General features: G+C 44.7%; 15 protein-coding genes. 12 read left to right on the forward strand and 3 right to left on the reverse strand.

The window, feature by feature from the left end; genetic code table 11:
* Positions 1-75: 75 nt before the first annotated feature.
* From nadB to ACSVDE_RS01630, 6 genes are all read left to right on the forward strand, one after another.
* Positions 76-1629: an L-aspartate oxidase gene (gene nadB / locus ACSVDE_RS01605; RefSeq protein ID WP_439299213.1), complete on the forward strand. Its 1554-nt coding sequence runs from the start codon at positions 76-78 to the stop codon at positions 1627-1629.
* On the forward strand, positions 1598-2434 hold the full coding sequence (gene nadC, locus ACSVDE_RS01610; RefSeq protein ID WP_439299214.1) for a carboxylating nicotinate-nucleotide diphosphorylase: 837 nt from the start codon (positions 1598-1600) through the stop codon (positions 2432-2434). Before nadB ends, nadC begins: the two co-directional genes overlap by 32 nt.
* Before the next feature lies 1 nt (position 2435).
* The gene (gene nadA / locus ACSVDE_RS01615; RefSeq protein WP_439299215.1) at positions 2436-3542 is read left to right on the forward strand and encodes a quinolinate synthase NadA; all 1107 of its coding nucleotides are present in this window, start codon (positions 2436-2438) and stop codon (positions 3540-3542) included.
* Positions 3543-3786: 244 nt separating this feature from the next.
* Entirely contained in the window at positions 3787-4413 is a 627-nt protein-coding gene (locus ACSVDE_RS01620; protein ID WP_439299216.1) for a YczE/YyaS/YitT family protein, read from the forward strand.
* 30 nt (positions 4414-4443) lie between these two features.
* Positions 4444-4962, forward strand: coding sequence for a DM13 domain-containing protein (locus ACSVDE_RS01625; protein WP_439299217.1), 519 nt, complete (start codon positions 4444-4446; stop codon positions 4960-4962).
* Positions 4963-4990: 28 nt separating this feature from the next.
* Positions 4991-6175: a molybdopterin-dependent oxidoreductase gene (locus tag ACSVDE_RS01630; protein ID WP_439299218.1), complete on the forward strand. Its 1185-nt coding sequence runs from the start codon at positions 4991-4993 to the stop codon at positions 6173-6175.
* Between the two features lie 26 nt (positions 6176-6201).
* On the opposite strand, the gene ACSVDE_RS01635 is transcribed toward ACSVDE_RS01630, so the two are convergent.
* On the reverse strand, positions 6202-6417 hold the full coding sequence (locus ACSVDE_RS01635) for a hypothetical protein (RefSeq protein ID WP_439299219.1): 216 nt from the start codon (positions 6415-6417) through the stop codon (positions 6202-6204).
* Positions 6418-6571: 154 nt separating this feature from the next.
* Here ACSVDE_RS01635 and ACSVDE_RS01640 point away from each other — a divergent pair, with 154 nt between their 5' ends.
* The 3 genes from ACSVDE_RS01640 to ACSVDE_RS01650 all read left to right on the forward strand — a co-directional run bounded on the left by ACSVDE_RS01640 (position 6572) and on the right by ACSVDE_RS01650 (position 10412).
* A complete protein-coding gene (locus ACSVDE_RS01640) occupies positions 6572-7504 on the forward strand; it encodes a hypothetical protein (protein ID WP_439299220.1) in 933 nt (310 codons plus the stop codon).
* Between the two features lie 124 nt (positions 7505-7628).
* Positions 7629-8666 (forward strand): NAD-dependent epimerase/dehydratase family protein, encoded by a 1038-nt coding sequence (locus ACSVDE_RS01645; RefSeq protein WP_439299221.1) that lies wholly within the window; start codon positions 7629-7631, stop codon positions 8664-8666.
* A gap of 480 nt (positions 8667-9146) precedes the next feature.
* The gene (locus ACSVDE_RS01650) at positions 9147-10412 is read left to right on the forward strand and encodes an MFS transporter (RefSeq protein ID WP_439299222.1); all 1266 of its coding nucleotides are present in this window, start codon (positions 9147-9149) and stop codon (positions 10410-10412) included.
* Between the two features lie 40 nt (positions 10413-10452).
* Here the strand turns inward: ACSVDE_RS01650 and ACSVDE_RS01655 are convergent, their stop codons facing one another.
* Positions 10453-11469: a S8 family peptidase gene (locus ACSVDE_RS01655; protein ID WP_439299223.1), complete on the reverse strand. Its 1017-nt coding sequence runs from the start codon at positions 11467-11469 to the stop codon at positions 10453-10455.
* A 183-nt stretch (positions 11470-11652) separates the two neighbouring features.
* Between ACSVDE_RS01655 and ACSVDE_RS01660 the strand changes: the two genes are divergently transcribed.
* Both ACSVDE_RS01660 and ACSVDE_RS01665 read left to right on the forward strand, forming a co-directional pair.
* The gene (locus ACSVDE_RS01660) at positions 11653-12555 is read left to right on the forward strand and encodes a hypothetical protein (RefSeq protein WP_439299224.1); all 903 of its coding nucleotides are present in this window, start codon (positions 11653-11655) and stop codon (positions 12553-12555) included.
* Positions 12552-13145, forward strand: a complete 594-nt coding sequence (locus ACSVDE_RS01665; protein ID WP_439299225.1) for a hypothetical protein — start codon at positions 12552-12554, stop codon at positions 13143-13145. Before ACSVDE_RS01660 ends, ACSVDE_RS01665 begins: the two co-directional genes overlap by 4 nt.
* A gap of 230 nt (positions 13146-13375) precedes the next feature.
* Here the strand turns inward: ACSVDE_RS01665 and ACSVDE_RS01670 are convergent, their stop codons facing one another.
* Positions 13376-14707, reverse strand: a complete 1332-nt coding sequence (locus tag ACSVDE_RS01670; protein WP_439299226.1) for a helix-turn-helix domain-containing protein — start codon at positions 14705-14707, stop codon at positions 13376-13378.
* Positions 14708-14861: 154 nt separating this feature from the next.
* Here ACSVDE_RS01670 and ACSVDE_RS01675 point away from each other — a divergent pair, with 154 nt between their 5' ends.
* Positions 14862-15218, forward strand: a complete 357-nt coding sequence (locus tag ACSVDE_RS01675; RefSeq protein WP_439299227.1) for a hypothetical protein — start codon at positions 14862-14864, stop codon at positions 15216-15218.
* The last annotated feature ends 126 nt before the right edge of the window (positions 15219-15344 follow it).

The following is a 15344-nucleotide window of genomic DNA, read 5'->3' on the forward strand; positions in this document are numbered from 1 at the left end:
CAGTTTAGTTTTATGTAAATATAGGTGTCAAGACACATGTAAAATATCAGTCTACGAGTTTGCTAGGAGGTCCACATGAAAACACAAAAAACGGATGTCCTTGTAATTGGAAGTGGCCTAGCTGGCATCATGACGGCGGAGCTTCTTTCTGCGCACAAGAATGTGATAATTTTCACAAAGAATAGATTAGAAGAAAGCAATTCTTATTTGGCTCAAGGTGGGATTGCAGCTGTAACACAAAGCGATGACAGTTGGTATGATCATTTCCTGGATACGCTTCAGGCCGGGTGTTACCACAATGAACCAGAAGCGACACAACAGCTGGTTGAAGGCGGGCCTGATGCGATTCATAGATTGGTTGAATTGGGCGTCCGATTCGATCGGAACGAAGATGGAAGCTATCAATATGGTCAAGAAGGTGCGCACAATCGGGCTCGTATTCTACATATATGCGGAGATGCGACCGGTAAACACTTGATTGATACGGTTAAAAGAAGAGTACAGTCTCATGATCTGGTTCAAGAGGGGCAAACGGTAGTCAGGTTAATGATGAGGAGCGGCCGTTGCGTCGGTGCTTGGAGTATCGATCCGAATGGGGAATGGACTGCGACATATGCCTCGACGGTCATCCTTGCGACTGGCGGGATGTCCGGTTTGTATCCTTTCAACTCCAATGCTGCCACGATAACAGGGGATGGACTTGCGCTGGCTTATGAGGCTGGAGCGGAACTATCCGACCTGGAATTCATCCAATTCCATCCGACCTTGTTGGTTTCAGAAGGGAAGACGTCAGGATTGGTGACCGAAGCGGTAAGAGGTCAAGGAGCCAAACTCGTCGATCAGGATGGCCGCTCATTGATGGAAGGGGAGCACCCACTTGAAGACCTGGCACCAAGAGATGTGGTCTCCCGCGTGTTGTATCGCGCACGACAGAGTGGTAGGAAATCGTTCCTCGACATCCGAGGAATCACCGATTTTGAAAAGAAATTCCCGACGGTTACAAAGTTATGTAGTAAAGGCTACATCGACCTTCGAGAAGGATTCATCCCAGTGGCACCTGGTGCTCATTTTACAATGGGAGGTATCGAGGTCGACCGGCATGGAGCTACAACCGTTCCAAACTTATACGCTGTAGGAGAAGTGGCTAATACAGGCGTACACGGCGCAAACCGTCTTGCGAGCAATTCCCTGTTGGAAGGGGGCGTTTTTGCATATGAAGTCGCACAGAGCATCCTTTCTAACCTGCATTCGGTCCAAATGGAAGGGATAGATCTATGGTCAAGTGTACCGGTGCTCTCTCACAGTCTTGATTTCAGAAGTATCCAGACGATATTCAACGACCATATTGGCATTGAGCGGAATCGGATCGGTCTTGAGCGAGCCGTTCAATGGTTCGAGGGGTATCTCACTAACACAGTTTATAAAGCGTTTCCTAGTTTGGAAGATATACAAACGTATCAGCATGTGCAGGTCGGTGCACTCGTCGCTCGTTCAGCACTGGAACGGACGGAAAGCAGAGGCAGTCATTACCGGACCGACCATCCACTAGAAAAAGAGTATTGGCGTCAAAAGCGCATAAAGAGGAGGAAGAGATCCTATGAACCGGTTGAAAGTACGGCAAGACCTTGAAAGATTCTTCATTGAAGATATCGCATCAGGTGATCTGACCAGCCAGCTTTTGTTTCAAAAAGGACAGATGGCAAGGGGGAAACTGTTTGTCAAAGAGTCCGGCGTGTTTGCGGGTGAAATGGTGATTGTTGAGGGATTCAAGCTCGTATCAGAGGACATCCAAGTTGAAATGGTCGCCCGAGATGGGGAATGGCTGGAAGCAGGTGACACAATTGCTGCCCTTACAGGTCCTGTCGCTTCCATTTTAGAAGGGGAGCGCGTCATTTTGAACCTGATTCAGAGAATGAGTGGCATCGCTACCCAAACGAATGAAGCGAAGAAGCTGTTAGAAGGAGATTCAACACAAGTATGTGACACTCGGAAAACGACACCAGGACTGCGGATGTTCGAAAAATATGCAGTTCGATGTGGCGGTGGCGCGAACCATCGCATGACGCTCGATGGCGGGGTGATGATTAAGGATAATCATATCGCCATGTATGGAAGTATCCATCAGGCGGTTCAGCATGTTCGGGAAGCGTTAGGACCGATGACGAAAATCGAGGTGGAAACAGAATCCGCGGATCAGGTAAAAGCTGCAGTTGAAGCTGGAGCGGACATCATCATGTTCGATAACCGGACGCCAGATGAAGTGAAGGAACTGGTCACCCTCGTCCCGGAGCATATCGTTACAGAAGCGTCTGGTGGCATCAGCCTTCGTAACCTGGCATCTTACAAAGGCTGCGGAGTCGACTTCATCTCATTAGGTGCATTGACGCATTCTGTCAAAGGCTTGGATATCAGTCTTGAAATGGAGGTTCAATAACATGGGTGTACTCGATATTTTGAAACAGTCGAACGGACTCCCCGCTAAGTATAAGAATTTGACCGAACTGGAAATGGTTGCACGTATCCAAACCATTAAAGAAAAATTGGGTGAGGAACTTTATTTACCAGGACATCATTATCAAAAGGATGAAGTCATCCAGTTTGCAGATGATACTGGGGACTCGTTGAAACTGGCACAGCTTTCAGCTGAAAATGCACAAGCAAAGTATATCGTGTTTTGCGGGGTCCATTTCATGGCCGAAACGGCTGACATTTTGTCCAGTGAAGAGCAGATCGTGGTCCTTCCTGACATGCGGGCTGGCTGTTCAATGGCTGATATGGCAGATATCTACCAGACAGAAAAAGCATGGAAAATCTTACAAGATGCATTCGGCGATACCATCCTTCCGCTCACCTATGTCAATTCGACTGCGAGCATCAAGAGCTTTGTCGGGAAAAACGGAGGGGCGACCGTCACGTCATCCAATGCAAAAGCGATGGTCGATTGGGCGCTGGAACAGAAGGAACGCATCCTGTTTTTACCGGATCAGCATCTTGGACGGAATACAGCTCATAACTTAGGCATTCCTCTCGAACAGATGGCGGTCTGGGACCCGATTGCGAATGAGCTTGAGTATGATGGACCGTGGGAGGATGTGCGAATCATCCTCTGGAAAGGTCATTGTTCTGTGCATGAGAAGTTCACGCTGGAGAACATTGCTCAAGTCCGAGAGGAGATGCCCGGCGTGAAAGTCCTTGTGCATCCGGAGTGTACGTTTGAAGTCGTTCAAGCTTCCGATGAGAACGGCTCGACGAAGAAAATCATCGATACGATTGAAAGTGCGCCAGCCGGATCCTCGTGGGCAATCGGGACTGAAATGAATTTGGTCAATCGTCTGATTCAGACTCATCCGGATAAGAACATCGTTTCGTTGAACCCGAATATGTGCCCATGTTTGACGATGAATAGGATTGACTTGCCTCACCTCTTATGGGCATTAGAATCAATTGTTGAGGGTAATGTGATCAATCAAATCAAGGTAGATGCGGAAACCGCTCATTTTGCGAAAGTTGCACTCGAACGTATGCTGGAAAAATCCATATAATATAGCAGAGGCTGGCTCAGTAACGAGGCTCTGAACATACAACATTTGCTCATTAATTTCATTGAATTTTACTTTTGTTGTGTGGGGAGGAGATCGCTTTTGAGCTGGTCTTTATTTTTTACATATATGAGGTGGAAGCCTTGTAATTCTACCCAACTTCGGATTAATTCGTTATTTTCGCCTATACAGCAACTAATGAGTTAAAATGAAACTAGAGAAACATCTGTGTGAAGGAGGGAGATCTGTGAAAAAATCCCTTGAAAACATCAGTTTCTACTTGGTCGGACTCTTCATCATGACACTAGGAATTAGTGCAACAATCGTCTCGGGTCTCGGTGCCTCACCACTTGATGCCCTCAATGTCGGATTGACGGATCACTTCGGTTTAACCGTCGGTAGCTGGGAATTCATCGGCGGTATTATTCTTGTATTTATCAATGCATTCGTACAAAAGGAAAAACCATCCTATTTCAGCATTGTAACCGCCCTGATCACAGGGATCGGAATTGATTTTTGGCTGTTTACGCTCTGGCAAGTTTGGGAGCCGGTTACCTTACCGATGATGGCGACTGTCCTTATGAGTGGTCTCATCTTACTCGGACTTGGAATATCCATCTATCTCCATTCCAATATTGCACTCATTCCGGTCGATGGTTTGATGATTGCGCTACACAGACGGTTCGGTTTCAGGCTCGCCATAGCCAAGACACTAGCAGGGGCTTTCATTCTGATCCTGGCGTTGATTGCGGGTGGCCCAGTCGGAATCGGTACCTTTATCGTTGTCTTGCTCGTCGGACCGCTGATCGGTTTCTTCCACAAATACATTTCCGTCTTGAAAACCAAGATAGATGATTTAGTGTATTCTGTATAAATTCATAAAAAATGAAAGAGGTGTACAGCTGTGAAAAAGGTGATGATTGGGGTTGTTGCAATCGTATTTTTAGGCGTCGGTTGGTGGCTTGGTTCTCCTCTTTTTTTGGACAAGGAAGTGAATGAAGAAGCACCACAAAGCGTAACGGAGCCCGCCAATGAAAACGAATCATCAGCTACCAGTGATGAGGAAAAACAAACGGACTCAGAAGATGCAGAACCTGTTGAACAAATGTATAGCGGAACATTCGTGGATGCAGATGACAAGCATAAAGCGAGCGGGAATGTACAAACCATCACAACCGAAGAAGGGACCTTCCTCCGTTTTGAACAATTCGAAGCGACAAATGGTCCGGATCTTTATGTGTATTTAGCGGAAGAAGGAAAACCGACGAAAGAAGGAATCGAGCTTGGAAAATTGAAGGGAAACAAAGGGGATCAAAACTATCCTCTGCCTAAAGGTGCTGATCTGAGCCAGTTCAATACGGTCGTCATCTGGTGCAAGGCCTTTGATGAAGACTTCGGTTATGCTGCTCTTACATTGAATTAAAATCCCGACAAAGCGGAGGTGGATGGAAATGTGGAAGAAATTGAAGACATTGCACACCTATAACGGTTGGATCATCACATTTTTGATGGTTAGTGGCATTCTATTGTTTCTTCCGTCCTTGCGGGGGTTTTTAGCACCAATTCGTGTTGGGTTGAAACAAGCCCATATCGGCGTTGGAATCGCCTCCGTTGCCGTCCTTCTCCTTTACCTTCCTTATTTGAAAAAGCACTACAAGAGCCGGAAACAGACCGGTAAACGGGTGAACCTGCTGACAATCATCGCCTTCATCGTCGTCTGGGCGGTCAGTGGATTCATTTTGACATTCGAGAGATCGGTTTCTGAAGCAACGGCTGCAGCCGCGTTGTTCATCCACGATCTGTTCACCTGGATCGGACTTCCGATCATCCTTTATCATTCTGTGACCCGGTTGAGATGGGTGCAGAAGCAGAGAAAACCACTCGTTCAAACAAAAGATGAGGACACGAAACTGAAGATTCCACTCACGAGAAGAGGTTTCATCCAGATGGTTGCTGGAACGGCATTCGTCGTGTTCATTGGTCCCTCGTTTTTCAAATGGTTGAAGCAAGTCCTGGATGATGGAGGGAACTCGCTGAAAAGCGTCATTGCCAATGACCGGAACGAGATGACCCCACCACCAACCCCACTGCCGGCATCCAATCCTCCCAAAGGCGGGGGCTATGAAGGGAACTTCCGGGTCTACACAGTGACAGAAATACCAAAGTTCACAAATGAAAATTGGTCTTTTACAATCGATGGTCTAGTGGACAAGCCTCTCACCTTCAAGTGGGAAGAGTTCGTGAAGCAGAAACGAACCGTTCAGGTCAGCGATTTCCACTGTGTGACAGGTTGGTCTGTTCGAAAAGTGACCTATGAAGGGATTCCATTGAAAGCCTTATTGGAAAAAGCGGGGGTCCAGAAGGATGCGAAGTACGTAAAGTTCTACTCTGGTGACGGCGTCTATACCGATGCACTCACGCTCGATCAAGCCCGGATGGATGATGTCATGGTGGCGATGATCATGGATGGAGAGCTCATCCCATCTGATTATGGAGGACCTGTCCGACTCATCGTTCCAAGAATGTATGCTTATAAAGCCGTCAAATGGCTTGTTCGAATCGAGCTGATCGACTCACCCCACTTAGGATACTGGCAAATGCGGGGTTACGATACGGACGCGTGGGTGAGGAAATAAGGAACGTACGGAAGGACCCCGTACGTTTATTGTTCTTGTTCCTTAATTACCTTCGTCAATTCCTCGATGTTCTGATTTAGTATCTCTAACTGGTTATTAATCTCCCAAAGATTTGAACTGTAATCGGTAAAAGTGTCATCCACATACTGAGTATTCGAATTCCCGATTGCGCAAGACCCTAACAATACACAGATTCCAAGGAAAATAATTGCGCTCCTTAAGCGCTCTACATCAAACATCATCCCAAATCCCTCCCCCCTCAAACCTACCCATATTTTACCACTAAATATATGCTGCTGGAACATGAATAAATCGTTCTGAAGAAGGAAGGAGAACGATGTTTTTTCCCGAAATGATTATGCAGAACATATTTTCGATTGGGACGAGGAGGATTCAATGAAATTATTGACGAATCAATCATTTAACAATGCTCGGAACTGGATTATGGAAAATGGTCGAGAGTTGGAGAAAGCCCTTTTCCGTTACCATTTTGAAAACGGGACGAAAGAAGAGGTCATGGAAGCTCTCCAATTCTATCAAAACGAAGACGGAGGATTCGGGAAAAAGATGGAGCCGGACTTTCAGCTGGAAATTTCATCCCCGATGGCGGCCTCACATGCGTTTCAAATTTTCAAAGAGTTAGAGGTAGGTGCGGACCACCCGATGGTAAGGGAAGCGATGCATTATCTTCTCACTGTGTACGATGATGAGAACGGGCGCTGGCATGCTGTACCACCCGAGGTGAACCAAGTCCCTCATGCACCTTGGTGGCATTACGATCATGAAAATGAACGGGTCATGGTAGAAGCGGCATGGGGTAATCCGAATGCAGAGCTTGCAGGGTATCTCCTTAGATATCATCCGTTAACGCCTGAGGATATGCGAGAGAATCTGAAGCAAAGGGCTCTGACTCATTTTCAGGAGCTTGATGCGATTGATATGCATGAGACATTCTGTTATTTGAGATTAGCCGATGAATTGAAGGATGAAGAACGGAAGATGATCATCGAAAAGGTCAGGGAACACGTACCTGAGCTTGTAAATGTGAAGAAAGAGCAGTGGAAATCGTATGGCATGCAGCCAGTACAGCTTGCGGAGCATCCTCAGTCTTCTTTTTATGGGCAGTTGAAGGAGAATGTCGAGGAGAATCTGGATTATATCATCGACCAGCAGCAGGCAGACGGTTCTTGGCATCCGAACTGGGAATGGGGCCAATATGAGCATGACTGGCCAAAAGCGAAGGAACAATGGAAAGGGATTTTGACCCTGCAGAATTTGAAGCTGTTGAAAGTGTATGACCGATTGGAGTCACAAACGGTGAAATCGTAAGATCTTCAGAGGGCTGACCTGGAATGTAGGAAGCATTGGAACAGGGACAGCTCTCTGATTTTTTCATACATAATTGCAATACATCATAGATCAAAAAACAATTTTATTGGAGGTGCAAGAAAGAATGAATATTCTCGTCATCGGTGGTACAAAGTTTGTCGGAAGGCATATCGTCGAGGCAGCCACTCAGAGAGGGCATGAGGTGACCTTGTTCAACAGAGGTACAAACCAAGACCTTTTCCCTGATTTGGAGTGGATCCAGGGTGACCGGACGAAAGATGCCGATCGAATCAGTGGACGAAAGTGGGATGCTGTCATAGACACGTGTGGCTATCATCCGACCACCGTCCGGAAGTCCGTTCAAGCGGTCAAGGAACAAACGGAAATCTATACGTTCATTTCCACCGCATCTGTGTACAAACATTTCGCAAATCAAGACATGGTCAATGAGGAATCCATTGTACTTACAATGTCCGATGATGAGATCAGCGCAATCCCAGAAACGGCCGATCGGACACCTGAAACTTATGGTCCATTGAAGTACCAATGTGAACAAGTCGTTTATGAAGAGATGGAAGGTCGAGGCCTTGTCATTCGGCCTGGATTGATTGTTGGGCCATACGATCCGACTGATCGTTTCACGTATTGGGCAATGCGCTTAGCAGAGGACCGACCGATTCTTGCACCTGGAAGACCGGATCGGAAAATACAATTCATCGATGCTCGAGATCTTGCAGAATGGACGATCCGAATGGTTGAGGATCAGATCGTCGGAACATACAATGCTGTCGGTCCAGAAATGAAGTTAATGATGGAGACTTTTTTGGAAAAAGGGAAAGCGCTTTTCAACAATCCTACCGAGATCACATGGGTGTCGGAGTCGTTTTTGAAACGGAACGATGTGATGCCATGGGTTGAACTGCCGTTATGGATCCCTGAAACATACGGGCTATCCGAAGAAATGACGCCAGCGAATGGCGACATCGGGCTCGATCCTTTCAAAGCGGTCCAGGAAGGATTGACCTTCCGCACGTTTGAAGAAACGTTGAAGGACACACATGATTGGTTCATGCAAGAAAATCGTGAACTATCGCAAGCTTGCATGGACCCATTGAAGGAGAAGAGAATCATTTCGAAATGGACAGAAGCGGCGAGTGTATAATCCACTAAATTGATAAGAGCTGGATGCTGCAGAAATTAACGGGGTTCAATTGAGCGGTTCCTTTTAAACACATTCACTAATAAGAAGATGAGCAGGCCAAATTTTTGGTCTGCTTTTTCTTGTTGAGATAATGCAAAGGACAGGGTTGCGGTTGTCGCAACATTAGAGAGCTTCTGGATAGGTGAAAACACCAAAACTAGTGAAGTCACCCACCCAAAGAGAGCTTTTTGATAGGTGAAAACACCAAAACCGGTGAAGTCACCCACTCAAAGAGAGCTTTTTGATAGGTGAAAATGCCAAAACTGGTGAAGTCACCTACTCATAGAGAGATAGCCTTCCTTTTAACACTGGAATTAACCACCTGTTTAGCAATACTAGATAGAAAAAATTCCGGTAAACCGGAAAGAGGAAATTTTAGGATTGTTTGTTCAATTTTGATACAATGAGTCAGGTAACGATACAACGGTTGAGGTGGCCACAATGAAGAACCTACAACAATACATACAATCACGCTTTTCATTCTTTTATGGCTGGATCATCGTATTTCTCGGAGGGCTCGGTCTCTTTTTCTCTGGACCTGGTCAAACGTACGGAATTTCTGTTTTCATAGACTCATATATTGAAGAATTCGATTGGAGCCGGTCACTCGTATCCGGCATTTATTCAGGTGCGACCCTCTTATCCGGTTCACTCCTGTTTTTGATGGGGAGGGCGGTTGATAAATACGGTCAGCGCACGATGGCACTGATCGTCGGTATATCGCTTGCAATCGCATGTTTCTGGAACAGTTTCGTTTTCACGCCGGTGATGCTATTCATCGGGTTTTTCTTACTGCGATTCTTCGGACAAGGATCAATGACGCTTGTGCCGAACACGCTTGTTCCCCAATGGTTCATCGAAAAAAGAGGAAGAGCGCTCAGTTTCATGGCCATCGGAGGTTTCTTGAGTTCTGCCCTGATTCCACCTGTGAATGCTTGGCTCATCAGCACCTTCTCATGGGAGATCGCCTTCCGTATTCTCGGATTTTCCATTCTGATCCTCTTCGTTCCGCTCGTTTTCTTCTTTATGAAAAATAAACCGGAAGACATCGGCTTGAAGCCGGACAATGCCGTACGGAAACAGAATGCGGATGGAACCGAAGTCGAGGAGGAAAACGAATACGATGTGTCATGGACGCTGAAAGAAGCGATGAGAACGAGACAATTCTGGCTCATCCTCGTCTGTGTCAGTATCCCTGCATTGGTGAACACCGGCATTACTTTTCATCTCGTTTCGATTTTTGAAGAAGGTGGACTGGGCAGAGGTACGGCGGCATTCATCCTCAGTCTGATGGCAATCGTAGGATTTCCGATCACGATGGTTTCCGGATTCATTCTGGAGCGCGTGAAGGTGCATGTCGTACTGTCCGTCAGCTATATTGGGCAATTGGCGTTTGTCATCCTTCTACTCTTTACGAACTCCTATTGGATGGCGATTCTATTTGGAATCGTCTGGGGAATCGTGAATGGTCTTGAGCGGATTACGCTATCAATCATCTGGCCGGATTATTTCGGACGTAAGTATTTGGGAAGCATCAAAGGCATAGCGATGACGACAATGGTCATCGGCTCGGCATTTGGCCCGCTTCCTTACGGATTTGCTTTCGACTTGTTCGGTGGATACTCGGAGATTCTACTCCTGACGATGATTTTCCCGATCATCGGCTTCATTTTCGCCCTTATTTCTCCTCGTCCTTCCAAAGTGTAAAAAAAAGACGGCTGGCAGCTGCCATCCGTCTTTCTTGCTATTATGAACGTTGTGTCGACAAGATGCCGACATCGTGTTTGATTTCATTTTCCCAAAGCTCGGTGTACGGTTGGAAAAGATTCTTCATCTTATCCTGAATCGCTAGTGTGAGGAGACCGTTTCCGACGCCTCGCTTCGTATAGCCGAGTGGAATCGTCCTTTTGACCAACTGGGCGTATAACTCTACCTCGGTTAGATTTCGGTTGAATTCTTTTTGACTGATGTTGTTTAGCAGTGCAAGGGCACCGGACACGTGCGGTGTCGCCATCGAAGTTCCCGAAAGCTTCGCATACCGATTGTCCGGGAACGTAGACAGAATATTGACGCCTGGTGCAACGAGGTCAATCTCGTCATTCGTGTTCGTAAATCGGGCAAGCTTCCGTTTGAAATCCATCGCCCCGACCTGGATTACTTCGTTATAAGCACCTGGATAAGAAAATTCTTCTGTTCCCTCGTTGTCGTCTCCTTCATTTCCGGCAGCACATACAACAGAAACATTGTTTTCTACTGCATACTTCACTGCATCGTGAAGCTCATCCGTTCCTTGAGGACCGCCGAGCGACATGGAAATGACACGTACTTTTTCACCCTTAGGACCTTCCCAATCGACGGCGTACCGGATCGCTTCAATGATCCATGCCATTCTACCGCTTCCTTGTTGGGTGAGCACTTTCAGCACCAACAGCTTCGATTTCGGGGCGACCCCGGCGATGCCATTACTCGTGCCGACAGCTGCAATCGTACCGGCGACATGTGTTCCATGACCATTGTTGTCCGAATAGTTGTTTTCGTCACTATTGTAATCTGTCGTGAAATTACGTCCATCGATAATCTGATCCTTCAAGTCTGGATGGGCCATTTGGCACCCTGTATCAATGACAGCGACGACATTTCCTTCACCTTTATCCGCCTGATCCCAAACGTCCGGTGCCTCAATCATTTTCACACCACGGGGGACGTTGGTCAGTTCATCGACAATTTCTTCGACATGATAAGGAATCAATCTTACTTCGCTCATATTCATCCTCCTTAAATTGAATGATGAAAATCGCATGATGTAGGACAAGTTTTCTGAATTATGAAAAGAATAACGGAAAGGCAAGAACAATTCAATAGGGTGAAGTACCTGAATATTGATAGGATGAAGTCAGGGATTCTCTCATATGGTAAAATATGTAGTATTGAAATGAGGGGGGATAGCTTGAAAGAAAGATATTTTTGGCTGATCATGGTCGTCATCGTCATTGCATGGATTGGCAACTATACCTATTTAAAATCTCAGCAACTGGAAAATCCGATTCTACTAACTCACTATTATGAAATTCCATTTGAAGACAGATCATTCTTTGAAATCTATTATCTTACGAATAAAGATCATCAAAAATTAAATTACCTTGAATTAAATGGGGTAGGTGTGTATCCCTCTGAAGAATTTAATCACTTTGTTTATGAACAAAATGTTCCTCAATTCGAAAAAGAATTCAGACATCATTACTTGAAAAAGGTGAGATTTGAATTACGAGATCATGGGCTTCCTTTAGAACCAAATTCAGGTGATAAATGGTCAGTTCAAGAAGTTATACCTCATTATACACATGTAAATGCAGCAAAGCGGCCTGAAAGTGAAGATGTGGGGAATATTTCAGTCAAAGCATACACTCAAGGCAATCAACTTTTCGGGAATCAAATGTCTGGCAGTAGTAATACCAATGAGACATATCACTCGGCAACAGCTCAAGAAAACGTATTGATTGAAAAACTTGTGATTCCTCATCATAAAAAAATTGCTGATTCCTTAGACATAAAGATTGGAGTCAACGATGAATTCAACCTGGCTGAGGATCGACGAAATTGGTCTGAAATCCCTGGTAAGCCGTTTGGAGAAATAGCATTTCCAATTCAACTGATGCAAGGGGATACCTTGAGCATTTATCTGAAAGTAGATGACAGTTTTAAAAGCTACCTTCATATGCCTTTAAGGTGGGTTGGGAAAACGGAAGATGGAGAGAGCTTCGAAAATTTAATCTTTATGAATTCACAACCCCGCTTCGATCAGGATGATATCAATCAGATCATAGCCGAGAAGGAGGAGGGGATGGAATGAACAAAACATTTAAAAAGTTATTCTGGGGATTCTTGTTCGTGTTGGTGGAAATCCACCTATTTGTCATCGATATATTACCAGATCCGATTGGATACCTTTTCATCTACCTAGGTCTATTGGAGATCAGGGATACGTATGGAAAAAGTAATCTTTCACGCCCAATATCAATGATTCTACTCGTTGTTTCTGTTCCGACAGTGTTCATCAACCAATCGAATGTGAATGAATCAGCCCTTTTTATGCAGTTGAATGGTTTGGAATTTTACGAGTATGGGCTAGGGCTTGCAAAACTTGTACTTACGTTTTATGTATTCAAGTTATTAGTGAATGTAGCGGAAGAGATCGGAGACATAGAACTTAAACAATACACCCAAAAATTATTTAATATCTATATTGTACTCATGTTAATCTTTCAAATTGCGCACGCATTCTTTATGAATATGTATGGAGATTTGCTCGCTGGAGCTATTATTGCTTCTGCAATCCTATCTATTGTACTCGACATCTTCTTCCTAGTCCTTTTAAGGAGATTCGGTAAAAAAGAAGGTCGAACTGGTGAGGGACGTTCAAAAGAAACCGTACAAGTCTAATTTTTTCCACGAATTGAAAGATTAATAATAAAAAGGCTGATTCCTATGTCAGCCTTTTTGCTCTACTATACATATTTCACGTCATTTTCATGAACAAGGTAAATTCTGAAGTCACCTTTCAATTCAAGGTACCCAGAATCATACCTCCAGATGACAATGTATGTCTTACCTCGATAGATCACCTTATTCCCTTTGTGCAACACCTGGGATTTCCTCCTCACGTTGAAACCTCAACTTATTACAGGAAGCTCTGTACTGATTAAATTGATATCGTGGGACAACAATTTCTGATTGGCTTCAAGCAAGTTTTGGAAGGCATTCGTATGGTCCTCTAATGTTTCATAACAGATCGCTTTTTCTGATTTGACCAATGCGAGCCATGAATCGTTCTTTTTGGTATAAAAAATAGATTCAGCCGTATTGAATTCTTTGATGGCTTCTTTGAATTGTTCTTTTTTCATGAGGATCTTGCCGAGTACATAGTGACATTGCGCATGTAAGTGGGATTTCGGTTCAGCCAGTTCCAAGCCGGATTGGATGTAATATTCCGCAAGCTCAACATCATTGATGTACAGATAGGATAGAGAGAGCTCATAGTAGTTGTTCACTGCCAAGGTTTTATAATTAAGCTCATTCGCTTCATCTAAGCAATTATGGAGTTCTTTCAAGGCTTGAACCGCTTTATCTTGTTTACGGTACAAGATTCCGAGGTTGATCTTGGAGCCGACGTAGCGGTGTGTTTCTTCCTCAGAATTGAAATACTGGATTGCGGCTTTCGTAGAGCCGATGCCGGCTGCAAACTTCCGCATATATAATTCAGCAATTCCCTTCAGCATATAGAAATGACCATTGGAAAATTGAATTTCATTATCGTCCATGATGACAATCGCTTCATGAATGACATCCAGTCCTTTTTGGAATTCTCGAATGCGACAATAACATAGCGCAAGGTTATAAAGGATGTTGATTGTTAGGAGTCCATCTACCTCAGCATGATACGTGTTGATGAGAGCGGACGCACGGAGGGCAGCTTCAATTCCTTCTTTATAATTTTCAAGCTTCCGGTTGGATAAGGATATGTAATAGTAAACTTCAACAATTTCGTTTGTATCCATAGATGATAAATAAGAGAGTGCTTCACGATAATGTTCTACAGCCTCTTTATCTCGATTGAGTTTTTCGCAAATGCGACCCAACAATTTATAAGCGAGCCACTTTTCAGGGAAAGGGACATTCTCTATATGAATGAGTTCCTGCAAGCGACTTTCTGCTTCGTCATATTTCGCGACTTTGAACAGAGTCTTACATATATTGAGCCCTCTTTTAATGTCTTCTGGAGTTGTCACGGGTAATGAGGCATCGCGGATTTCACCTAAGAGATCTCCGACAGAAACACCCAATTTTTGTGACAAATACTCGATTGTCCGCAGGGAGGGGGTGGTCAGGTCTCTTTCAATCAGGCTTAACATAGCACGGCTCAATTGATCCCCAGCTAAATCCCCTTGTGTCAATCCTAAATCTTTCCTCAATCTCTTAATGCGTGTACCAACACTACTTTCCAAATTCAATCGCCTCCCATACCCATTTTACCATTAATGTAAATTTATTAACACAATTTTTGAATAATTAAATATATTAACAAAAAAGTTATTGACAACGTAAAATGTTAAATTTAAGATAAAAATGTAAAAATATTCAATTATTTGGAGGTGCTCTATGGAAAGAAGGTTAAAAACAATTGTAAAGAGTGTAAGTGCAGGTGCGATGGCATTGGGGATCGCATTCGCAGGTCACAGTGTCGACCTAAGTGGAAATGACACGAGTCGTGCGGAAGAAAGCCCAATCATCGTCAATTCAGACCCCGTTTGGCCGGATAATGACCCAGTATGGCCAGACAGCCCACCCATCGCTAGTTCTGACCCAGTATGGCCCGATGCTCCAAGCAACCCCGATGGAGACCCAGTGTGGCCGGATTCCCCTGAAAAACCTGAGAACGATCCAGTATGGCCTGACAGTGATGTAACAGCCAGCTCCGATCCAGTATGGCCAGATGATGAACCACGTTCCGTGTAACAAGTTCCACTGAAATTCTTCATTTAATTTCCTCTGAAGTAAGTGAAATCCCCAACGTGAGTCGATTCTTTTTTGCACCCGAATATTAATGAAAATCACTTAACCTGTTCGTGGATTCTTCACATA

The sequence above is a fragment of the Pseudalkalibacillus sp. Hm43 genome (genome assembly GCF_051842935.1).
Lineage (GTDB): Bacteria > Bacillota > Bacilli > Bacillales > Fictibacillaceae > Pseudalkalibacillus.

What these genes read in the sequence shown, in the direction of transcription:
- nadB (WP_439299213.1), top strand. Translation starts at nt 76, where the DNA reads ATGAAAACACAAAAAACGGATGTCCTTGTAATTGGAAGTGGCCTAGCT.
- nadC (WP_439299214.1), top strand. Translation starts at nt 1,598, where the DNA reads ATGAACCGGTTGAAAGTACGGCAAGACCTTGAAAGATTCTTCATTGAA.
- nadA (WP_439299215.1), top strand. Translation starts at nt 2,436, where the DNA reads ATGGGTGTACTCGATATTTTGAAACAGTCGAACGGACTCCCCGCTAAG.
- ACSVDE_RS01630 (WP_439299218.1), top strand. Translation starts at nt 4,991, where the DNA reads ATGTGGAAGAAATTGAAGACATTGCACACCTATAACGGTTGGATCATC.
- ACSVDE_RS01635 (WP_439299219.1), bottom strand. Translation starts at nt 6,417, where the DNA reads ATGATGTTTGATGTAGAGCGCTTAAGGAGCGCAATTATTTTCCTTGGA.
- ACSVDE_RS01640 (WP_439299220.1), top strand. Translation starts at nt 6,572, where the DNA reads ATGAAATTATTGACGAATCAATCATTTAACAATGCTCGGAACTGGATT.
- ACSVDE_RS01645 (WP_439299221.1), top strand. Translation starts at nt 7,629, where the DNA reads ATGAATATTCTCGTCATCGGTGGTACAAAGTTTGTCGGAAGGCATATC.
- ACSVDE_RS01650 (WP_439299222.1), top strand. Translation starts at nt 9,147, where the DNA reads ATGAAGAACCTACAACAATACATACAATCACGCTTTTCATTCTTTTAT.
- ACSVDE_RS01655 (WP_439299223.1), bottom strand. Translation starts at nt 11,469, where the DNA reads ATGAGCGAAGTAAGATTGATTCCTTATCATGTCGAAGAAATTGTCGAT.
- ACSVDE_RS01665 (WP_439299225.1), top strand. Translation starts at nt 12,552, where the DNA reads ATGAACAAAACATTTAAAAAGTTATTCTGGGGATTCTTGTTCGTGTTG.
- ACSVDE_RS01675 (WP_439299227.1), top strand. Translation starts at nt 14,862, where the DNA reads ATGGAAAGAAGGTTAAAAACAATTGTAAAGAGTGTAAGTGCAGGTGCG.